Source organism: Novosphingobium sp., assembly GCF_031424035.1.
Classification (GTDB): domain Bacteria; phylum Pseudomonadota; class Alphaproteobacteria; order Sphingomonadales; family Sphingomonadaceae; genus Novosphingobium.
This window is the reverse complement of sequence record NZ_JANPGP010000050.1, coordinates 76,736-85,433: the sequence shown is the minus strand read 5'-3', so window position 1 is coordinate 85,433 and position 8,698 is coordinate 76,736. Positions and strand designations below refer to the sequence as shown.

Sequence of the window (8,698 nt, the reverse complement as noted above, 5' to 3'; positions counted from 1 at the left end):
TCTGGGATGGAATGGCGGGAGGTTCGTTGAAGCAATCTGAAGACAGGCTCAGTCCCTCAGCGGGTCTGGGCCTGTCGTATTTTCGGAGCACTGCATGCGTCGTGTTGTCGTAACCGGTCTTGGTCTTGTCACTCCGCTTGGCGCGGACGTCGAAACCACCTGGGCAAATCTCATTGCTGGCAAGTCCGGCGCGGGTCCGATCACGCGGTTCGATACCACGGATCACAAGTGCCTGATCGCCTGCGAGGTAAAGCCCGCCGATCATGAATACGGCTTCGATCCGAACAAGCGTGTCGATCACAAGGTCCAGCGCCAGGTCGATCCGTTCATCATCTATGGCATCGACGCCGCCGGACAGGCGATGGAAGATGCCGGCCTGCTTGACCTGACCGACGCTCAGAAAGAACGCGCCGGTTGCTCGATCGGATCGGGCATCGGCGGTCTGCCGGGAATCGAAAGCGAATCACTGGTGCTCGCCGAAAAGGGCCCGGGCCGCGTTTCGCCGCACTTCGTCCACGGCCGCCTGATCAACCTGATCTCTGGCCAGGTATCGATCAAATACGGCCTGATGGGCCCGAACCACGCTGTCGTCACGGCTTGCTCCACCGGCGCGCACTCGATCGGCGATGCCGCGCGGATGATCCGCGACGATGATGCCGACATCATGCTGGCCGGCGGCGCGGAAGGCACGGTCTGCCCGATCGGCATCGCCGGTTTCGCCCAGGCCCGCGCGCTCAACTGCAGCTATAACGACCGCCCCGAACAGGCGAGCCGCCCCTATGACAAGGACCGCGACGGTTTCGTCATGGGTGAAGGCGCCGGTGTGCTGGTGCTGGAAGAATACGAACACGCCAAGGCGCGCGGCGCGAAGATCTACGCCGAAGTTGTCGGTTATGGCCTGTCGGGCGATGCCTATCACGTCACCGCGCCGCATCCCGAAGGCAAGGGCGCGGAACTGGCGATGCGCATGGCGCTGCGCAAGGCTGGCATGGGCCCGGGCGACATCGATTATGTCAACGCCCACGGCACTTCGACCATGGCCGACACGATCGAACTGGCAGCGGTCAAGCGCGTGCTTGGCGATGACCTGTCGGGCGCTTCGATGAGCAGCACCAAGTCGGCAATCGGCCACTTGCTGGGCGGCGCGGGCGCGGTTGAGGCGATCTTCTGCATCCTCGCCATCCGTGACCAGATCGTGCCCCCCACGCTCAATCTCGACAATCCGGATGAGGGCACAGAGGGCGTCGATCTCGTCCCCAAGGTTGCCCGCAAGCGCACGGTTCGCGCGGCACTGAACAATTCGTTCGGCTTCGGCGGCACCAATGCCAGCGTGATCATCAAGGCGGTCGACTGACCCCATGATGCGCCGCGGCTGCCTGCTGGGCATTATCGCCGCCATAGTGCTGGCGCTGGGCAGCCTGACATGGCTGCTCGGCGGCTGGTACATGGGTGGGCCGCTGCAAAAGGATGCCGCGTTCATCGTGCCCGACGGGGCGAGCCTGTCGTCGGTTGCCGGCAAGCTGGAGCGGGAAGGGGTGATCTCCTCCGCCTCGGGCTTCCGTCTGCGCGCGCGCATCTTTGGTGCGGGCGGATCGATCAAGGCCGGGGAATTCAGCCTGCCCGCTGGCGCCAGCCCTTCGAAGGTTCTCGGCATTCTGCAGGGCGGCGAGGCGGTGCGCCGTTTCGTTACCGTGCCCGAAGGCATGCCCTCGATCCTCGTCTATGAGCGGTTGAACGGCCAGACCCTGCTCGAAGGCGCGATCTCGCCGCCACCCGAAGGCTCAGTCCTCCCCGACACCTATGATTTCGAGCGTGGCGAGAGCCGGCAGGCACTCGTGCTGCGGATGCAGACCGCGATGCAGCGCACGCTCGCCGAACTGTGGGAGAAGCGTTCGCCCAATACGGTCGTGAAAACGCCGCAGGAAGCCGTGATCCTTGCCTCGATCGTTGAGAAGGAAACCGGCAAGCCGAGCGAGCGCAAGCTGGTGGCGGGCCTCTATTCCAACCGCGTCCGTCAAGGGATCATGCTCCAGGCCGATCCGACGATCATCTACCCTATCACCAAGGGCAAACCGCTTGGCCGCCGCATCAAGCAGTCGGAAATTCAGGCGATCAACGAGTACAACACTTACTCGATGGTCGGCCTCCCCAAGGGACCGATCACCAATCCGGGCCGCGCTTCTATTGAGGCTGTGCTGAACCCTGCGAAGACCGAAGCGTTGTACATGGTAGCTGACGGCACCGGCGGCCATGCCTTTGCTTCGACCCTCGCCGAGCACAACGCTAACGTGGAAAAGTGGTACACCCTGCGCAAGGCACGCGGCGACTTCTGATCTGATAATCCGATTACAATATTTGCAATAATCGGTTTTACGCATGAAACCGATCCGCCTACCTGCGCGTTGAAACAACCGCACAGGAGGCAACTTTGTTCAATCGTGAAATCCCCGACGTTACCCTGAAGACCCGCGTCCGCGACGAAACCGTCGATGGACCCAACCCGTTCCGCTGGCAGGACATGAAGGTCCGCGAAGAATTCGCCGGCAAGAAGGTTGTCGTCTTCTCGCTCCCCGGTGCCTTCACCCCGACCTGCTCTAACGAGCAGTGCCCGAACTATGACCGTCTTTACGACGCCTTCCAGGCGTTGGGCGTGGACGATGTATATTGCATCTCGGTCAACGATGCTTTCGTCATGTACCAGTGGGGCCAGAACCTCGGCCTCAAGAACGTGAAGCTGCTACCGGACGGCTCGGGTGAATTCACCCGCCGCATGGGCATGTTGATCAACAAGGATCACGTCGGCTTCGGCATGCGTTCGTGGCGCTATGCGATGATCGTTGACGACAACAAGATCACGCACTGGTTTGAAGAGCCGGGTATCAACGATCACGGCGAAGGCGGCGATCCCTATGGCGAAAGCGCCCCGGAAAAGCTGATCGCAGCCCTTACCAACGAAACTGCCGAAGCGGCCTGATCCCCCAATCACGCTTCGGCTTGCGGGCGGCGGCATCCCCCGCTCTTCCCTGCCGCCGCCCGCACACCTACACAGGCCCGATATGGCCTTCGAACCCTTCATCGTGACCGCCGAACTGCCCGGAGAAATCTTCTCGTGGGCAGACGGCCTGCGCCGTGCGCATTTCCCGCCGGAACGCAACCATCTCTCCGCCCACGTCACGCTGTTCCACGCGCTGGCGCCTTCGCTGCGCGAGGAGGTCCTGCGCTACCTGCCGCGCGTTGTGGGTGAATATCCGGCACCAGAGGCGCGGATTACTGGCTTGATGGATCTGGGGGGCGGCACTGCCCTGCGGATCGAGAGCCCCGCCATGTCGGCGCTCCGCGAAGACATTGCCGAGCATTTCCACGGCACACTCACCGCACAGGACAATCACCCCAAACGGCTGCACGTCACAGTCCAGAACAAGGTCGAACGCGCCGCTGCAAGGGCGCTTCAGGCAGAGCTTGCTGCCCAGCCGATCGAGCGCGCTTTCCGCTTCACCGGCATCGGCCTGCACCTCTATAAGGGCGGCCCGTGGGAGCCGCTGGGGCGCTGGTCGTTCCGCCGGTGAATTGACCGCAACAGAGGTGTTGACCCGCGCCGCCGCGCACCCTATGTGCGCCGCCTGTCCAGCGCGAAAGCGCCGGATTTGCCCCTTGGGGCGGAGTAGCTCAGCTGGTTAGAGCAGCGGAATCATAATCCGCGTGTCGGGGGTTCGAGTCCCTCCTCCGCTACCATTACCCCCATATCCAGACTTGCTGCATTCAAATCCGTATGAACGGGTCTGCACGTTCATTGAGCGGCTCGCAGCCGTCGGCCGTGATTAGCCACAGGTCTTCAAGGTGGACATTCCCCGCGGCATCGAGGTGCAGCACCGGGCAATCGATGCTCAGCACCATGTCTTTTTCGATCAGGTGATCGGCCTTGCGAAAATGGAGCGAATCTCCCTCGTAGGCTTCGTCGGTGTGGAACAGGCCGACGCTGTGTGCGCCGCAGGCGACGGCGATCTCGGCGCCTGACCGGGCGATGGCCCCTTGTCCGATCCGGCGAACGTCGGAATAGCGCAGGCCCGGGCGCAGCGCAGCCGCGATGGCGTCGTTGGCGCATTGTGCCGCTTCGACCATGCGCATGATGATCGGCTCTGGCTCTCCGACGAAGACCGTGCGCCCGAAATCGCCGTGGTATCCGGCATAGTGGCTTACCGCATCGATCTGGAAGCTGCGGCCATCGCGGATGATGCCGTCGCGATTTCGGATGGTCGTGCTGTCGGTCGACATGAACAGCGGCACGCCGCCCCGCCGTCCGGTCTCGGCAAAGAACGCTCGGCGCAGGTCTTCATAGCTGCTGCCCGCCTGCATCGAGGAGATCGCCGCTGTCGCCGCCTCGGCATTACGTTGGGCAGCGCGGCGCATGAGCGCGATTTCCAGCGGCGATTTGATCATGCGGATGCGCCGCAGTAGAGGTTCGGCAGGGCAGGTGGGGCAACCCTGACCCATGATGGCTGCAACCATCGGGGAATCGGCTGCGAGTGTCCCTTCGACACCAGTCAGAACCTCGCGCAAGGCGGTGGCAGCATCGGGAAGTGCGGCCCGCCGTCCAAGCACTTCGCGCGTCTTGGCCTGACTGAAGTGATCGAGCGGGTCAGTCTCCCCGCCCGGTGCAGGGAGCAGGAAGATCGGCTGTGCGGCCAGTCCTTCAAGCCCGTGCGGTGCCGTGTAAAGCACGATGTCCAGCGGCCCACCCGGCTCGGGCGCGTCCATGTCGTGCAAGTAATGGATGAACTGACTGGCGATCAGAGTCACCGGCAGGTCGGATCGCGCCGGGACCACGGCAAAGGCCGCGCCGGATTGCCCCATGGCGACCGTCTGCGGCCAATAGCCGCAGGCCTGATAGATGCTCGTCGGATCTGTGAGGACCAGCGCGCTGACCCCGCGTTCTGCGAGGACACGTTCGGCGACGGGGCGATTAATCAATGGCTGGAGTTTGTGCATTCATCAAGCATATCTGCCGTTGCGAATTTTCAAATAGCATCGACAGCGGAAGTTCCGTCTGGCGATCAATCAACCAACCCGCATCCAGCCGGGCCGGCCAGGGCATTATCCTGCGCATCAGGGAGTATTCGATGACCTCTGCGACCTCTGGACAGAATACCCGCGCTTGGCTGACAGTCTTTGTGCTGTTCTTCGCGCAGATCATATCGACGATCGACCGCGGCATGCTGGCGCTGGTCATCGATCCCGTGCGCCACGATCTTGGCATCAGTGAGATGCAGATCGCGTTGCTGCAAGGCATTGCCTTCACGATCTTCTACGTCACGGTCGGTCTGCCGCTGGGCGCGGTGGCCGATGTGGTGAACCGGCGCAAGTTGCTGCTCGCCGGCATTGCCGTGTGGAGTGCGGCGACCGTTGCGGGCGGATTTGCAGAGGGCTTCGGCTCGATGTTCACCTCGCGCATTTTCATTGGAGTGGGTGAGGCCGTTCTGGGGCCCTGCGCCGTGACCATGATCAGCGACTTGTTCCCTCCTGAAAAACGCGGTCGGCCGGTGGCGCTCTATGTGTTCGGCTCCATGATCGCTTTCGGGCTCGGCTCGCTGATCTGCGGCCTGATCCTCGATCTTGCGCCGAAGGGCTTCTTTGCGGCATGGCCGGTGGTCGGCGGATTGGCTCCGTGGCGCATGGTCTTCGTACTCGTGGGAGCAAGCGGCGTGGTCCTGCTTGCGCTGCTCGCGACCGTATCTGAGCCCAAACGTGCTGCCGCCACCGGAGATCCCGAGGCCAGGCTGAACCTAAGGGCAGGGCTGGCAGAGATGGGTCGCCATTACCGGATTTTCGTGCCGTTCTATCTGGCGCTGGGCCTGTTTGCCACCGGCGCGGTTGCGGCCACCGGCTGGGGCGCGGTCTTGCTGACCCGGACCTTTGCCTACGATATTGGCTCGGCGGGCAAGCTGCTGGGTGTCAGCCAGTTGCTGTGGTCGGTGCTGGGCGCTTTGGTTGCCGCTTTTGGCGTCGACCGGGTGGGCAAGCGCTTTGGCGTGGCTGGCCGGATCCGCTTCGCAGCGATCCTGACCTTGCTTGCAGTGCCTGCGGTCCTGCCGCGCTTCGCCCCCGATGGCCCGTTCGCCATCGTGCTGCTGGGGGAAATCATGTTCGTCATGGCGGTTTACGGAACCGCCATGCTCTCTTCGTTATCCGAGATCGCGCCGCCCTCGCTGCGTGGTTTTGCCGTGGCGCTCTATGCCTTTGTCATGACCATGATCGGGGGGTCGTTGGGGCCGGTGGCGATAGCCTGGCTCACCGAATCCGTTTTTGCCGACCCGCTCGCGGTCGGTTCGTCGATGGCGCTGGTGGGAACGGTGTCGCTGCTGCTGTCAGCGGTTTGTGCATTCCTCGCTGCCTCGGCGGTCGCGACGCTGAAAAGGGGTAATCCATGATCGAGATCAGGCGCGGATACGCTGACAGCACATTCGGGCAAGTGCACTACCGCATCGCCGCTAGGTCCGGTGCCGCCGCAGGCATTCCCCTGCTGTGCCTGCACCAGACCCCGGCCAACGGCGGCGAGTGGCTGCCGGTGATGGAGCCGCTGGCACAGGGCCGCACGGTAATCGCGATGGATACGCCGGGTTACGGGATGAGCGATCCGCCGCCCGCGCCGGCGACGATCGAGGACTTCGCGCAGGTCGCTGACCGCTTGATGCAGGATCTTGCCGAGGCAGGCCTGGTTTCGGCTGGCCCCTTTGACGCAATGGGTATTCACACCGGTTCAGTGATCGCCACGGAATTGGCGCGCAGCCTGCCGGAGCGTATCCGCCGCCTCGTCCTGTTCGGGCTTGCGGCCTATCCGCAGGATGTGCGCGACGCCAAGCTGGCGAACCTCGCCAACGCCTTTCCGCCACCCGGCACGGATCTGGCTCATGTCGAGAAGCTGTGGTCGATCATCGGCGTGCTGTCTGACCCTCGCATTCCCTATGAGGAGCGCCACGTGAACATGGCCGAATGTCTGCGGCTCGGTTCGCGGATGCCCTGGGGTTATTCCTCGGTCTACCGCTATGATTTTCTCGCGGCGATGGCGCAGGTCGATCAGCCGGTGCTGGTGATGAACCCCGAGGATGACCTGTGCAAAGTGACACGCGCCACGTCGCACCTGTTCCGCAACGGGCGGCGCATGGACATCACCGGCGTGAAACACGGGGTGCTCAAACTTGAACGCGACCTCGTCGTGGCCGCCATTGAAAACTTTCTTGGAGTTCCGGAATGAAATTGCTCGCCTTCATGATGCAGACCGGCGGACATATCGGCGGCTGGCGGCACCCCCGCGCGGCGTCCAATGCGCTGTGCGACATCGACTATTTCCGCACCCTTGGCCAAACCGCTGAGCGCGGGCTGTTCGATGCCGTGTTTCTCGCCGATTACGTCGGTTATCATCCCGTACGCGGCGCAGAGATCTTTGCCGGGATGGAGACGCCCAAGCTCGATCCGTTGGTGGTGCTTTCGACCATTGCCGCTGCAACCAGCCATCTCGGGCTGATCGGTACAAGTTCGACCACCTATAGCCACCCCTATGACGTAGCCCGCCGGTTCGCCTCGCTCGATCACCTCAGCCGGGGACGGGCCGGCTGGAACATCGTGACCTCGACGATGGAGAACGAGGCGCATAATTATGGCCGAGATGCGCACCTTGGGCATGCCGAACGCTATGCTCGGGCCAGTGAGTTCGTCGACGTCGCACGGAAGTTATGGGATTCCTGGCAGGAAGGCGCAGTGCTCGCCGACAAGGCGAGTGGAAACTATACCGATCCTTCGCGGATCACCGCGGTGGACCACGCCGGCGAGCACTTCAATGTGGCTGGCCCGCTGACCGTGCCGCGCGCGCCGCAGGGTCATCCGGTGCTGGTACAGGCCGGCGCATCGGCAACCGGGCAGCAGTTCGCTGCGGCCAATGCCGAAGTGATTTTCACCTCGCATCCGACGATGGAGACGGCCAAGGCGTTCCGCACCGCCATGCACGCGCAGCTCGCCGAAATCGGCCGCGCACCCGAAGGCCTCAAGATCATGCCGGCCATCACGCCGATCATCGGCCAAACCCAGGCAGCCGCCCGCGACTTGCAGCACGAGCTTGATGCACTGATCCCGACGCGGATCGCAGTTTCCAAGCTCGAGGCCCTGTTGGGTCAGATCGATCTTTCCGGCGAAGACCCGAACGGCCCGCTGCCGGCTTTGCCCGAGGCAGCGCTGGCAGGGCAGAACTCCACCCGCGACCGCGTGCTCGAACAGGCCGCGCGCGGCCTGACGATCAGCGAACTTGCCCGGCAGGTGGCAGGCGGGCGCACCAGCCACACTGTCGTCGGTACGGCCGAGGATGTTGCGGACACCTTGATCGAATGGGAAGCACAAGGTGCGGCCGATGGCTATGTCATCTCGCCGCCGTTCTTGCCGGCAGGGCTCGAGGATTTCGTCGATCAGGTGGTTCCGATCCTGCAGGAACGGGGCGCGTTCCGGCGGTCTTACGAAGGGATGACGCTGCGCGAGAACCTTGGGCTTGCCGTTCCGGCCAATCTCTACGCCGAGCATCCCGAGCTTTGCCGGAAGCCAGAGGTGTTCTGAACCGCTGGAGCCCCCGCTCCGACTGACGAACATTCGGGCGAATTCCAGCGGACTTTCATCCTGTCGCAATAGCTGCAACACGCAAATGGAGTTTCGCAGGAGC

Annotated in this window: 8 protein-coding genes and 1 tRNA gene; 8 read left to right on the top strand and 1 reads right to left on the bottom strand. The window is 63.3% G+C overall.

Features of this window, described 5'->3' with window-relative positions:
- Positions 1-94: 94 nt before the first annotated feature.
- From fabF to RMO89_RS07815, 5 genes are all read left to right on the top strand, one after another.
- Positions 95-1,354: a beta-ketoacyl-ACP synthase II gene (fabF, locus tag RMO89_RS07835; RefSeq protein WP_310532330.1), complete on the top strand. Its 1,260-nt coding sequence runs from the start codon at positions 95-97 to the stop codon at positions 1,352-1,354.
- Between the two features lie 4 nt (positions 1,355-1,358).
- Complete coding sequence (gene mltG, locus RMO89_RS07830; protein WP_310532329.1) at positions 1,359-2,333, top strand: endolytic transglycosylase MltG; 975 nt, start codon at positions 1,359-1,361, stop codon at positions 2,331-2,333.
- 95 nt (positions 2,334-2,428) lie between these two features.
- On the top strand, positions 2,429-2,974 hold the full coding sequence (locus RMO89_RS07825; protein WP_310532328.1) for a peroxiredoxin: 546 nt from the start codon (positions 2,429-2,431) through the stop codon (positions 2,972-2,974).
- An 82-nt stretch (positions 2,975-3,056) separates the two neighbouring features.
- Complete coding sequence (locus RMO89_RS07820) at positions 3,057-3,566, top strand: 2'-5' RNA ligase family protein (RefSeq protein WP_310532327.1); 510 nt, start codon at positions 3,057-3,059, stop codon at positions 3,564-3,566.
- 89 nt (positions 3,567-3,655) lie between these two features.
- Positions 3,656-3,732 (top strand) — tRNA-Met (locus RMO89_RS07815).
- Positions 3,733-3,759: 27 nt separating this feature from the next.
- Here RMO89_RS07815 and RMO89_RS07810 read toward each other — a convergent pair.
- Positions 3,760-4,986 (bottom strand): M24 family metallopeptidase, encoded by a 1,227-nt coding sequence (locus RMO89_RS07810; protein ID WP_310532326.1) that lies wholly within the window; start codon positions 4,984-4,986, stop codon positions 3,760-3,762.
- Positions 4,987-5,117: 131 nt separating this feature from the next.
- Here RMO89_RS07810 and RMO89_RS07805 point away from each other — a divergent pair, with 131 nt between their 5' ends.
- From RMO89_RS07805 to RMO89_RS07795, 3 genes are read left to right on the top strand one after another with little or no spacing between them, the layout of a single operon-like run.
- Positions 5,118-6,425: an MFS transporter gene (locus RMO89_RS07805; protein WP_310532325.1), complete on the top strand. Its 1,308-nt coding sequence runs from the start codon at positions 5,118-5,120 to the stop codon at positions 6,423-6,425.
- Positions 6,422-7,249: an alpha/beta fold hydrolase gene (locus tag RMO89_RS07800; protein ID WP_310532324.1), complete on the top strand. Its 828-nt coding sequence runs from the start codon at positions 6,422-6,424 to the stop codon at positions 7,247-7,249. The genes RMO89_RS07805 and RMO89_RS07800 overlap by 4 nt, the downstream gene beginning before the upstream one ends.
- Positions 7,246-8,595: an LLM class flavin-dependent oxidoreductase gene (locus RMO89_RS07795; protein ID WP_310532323.1), complete on the top strand. Its 1,350-nt coding sequence runs from the start codon at positions 7,246-7,248 to the stop codon at positions 8,593-8,595. Before RMO89_RS07800 ends, RMO89_RS07795 begins: the two co-directional genes overlap by 4 nt.
- Positions 8,596-8,698: the final 103 nt, after the last annotated feature.

Excerpts from the sequence above, each read along its gene's own strand:
- RMO89_RS07805 (WP_310532325.1), top strand. The coding sequence starts at position 5,118 with ATGACCTCTGCGACCTCTGGACAGAATACCCGCGCTTGGCTGACAGTC.
- fabF (WP_310532330.1), top strand. The coding sequence starts at position 95 with ATGCGTCGTGTTGTCGTAACCGGTCTTGGTCTTGTCACTCCGCTTGGC.
- RMO89_RS07800 (WP_310532324.1), top strand. The coding sequence starts at position 6,422 with ATGATCGAGATCAGGCGCGGATACGCTGACAGCACATTCGGGCAAGTG.
- RMO89_RS07820 (WP_310532327.1), top strand. The coding sequence starts at position 3,057 with ATGGCCTTCGAACCCTTCATCGTGACCGCCGAACTGCCCGGAGAAATC.
- mltG (WP_310532329.1), top strand. The coding sequence starts at position 1,359 with ATGATGCGCCGCGGCTGCCTGCTGGGCATTATCGCCGCCATAGTGCTG.
- RMO89_RS07795 (WP_310532323.1), top strand. The coding sequence starts at position 7,246 with ATGAAATTGCTCGCCTTCATGATGCAGACCGGCGGACATATCGGCGGC.
- RMO89_RS07810 (WP_310532326.1), bottom strand. The coding sequence starts at position 4,986 with ATGCACAAACTCCAGCCATTGATTAATCGCCCCGTCGCCGAACGTGTC.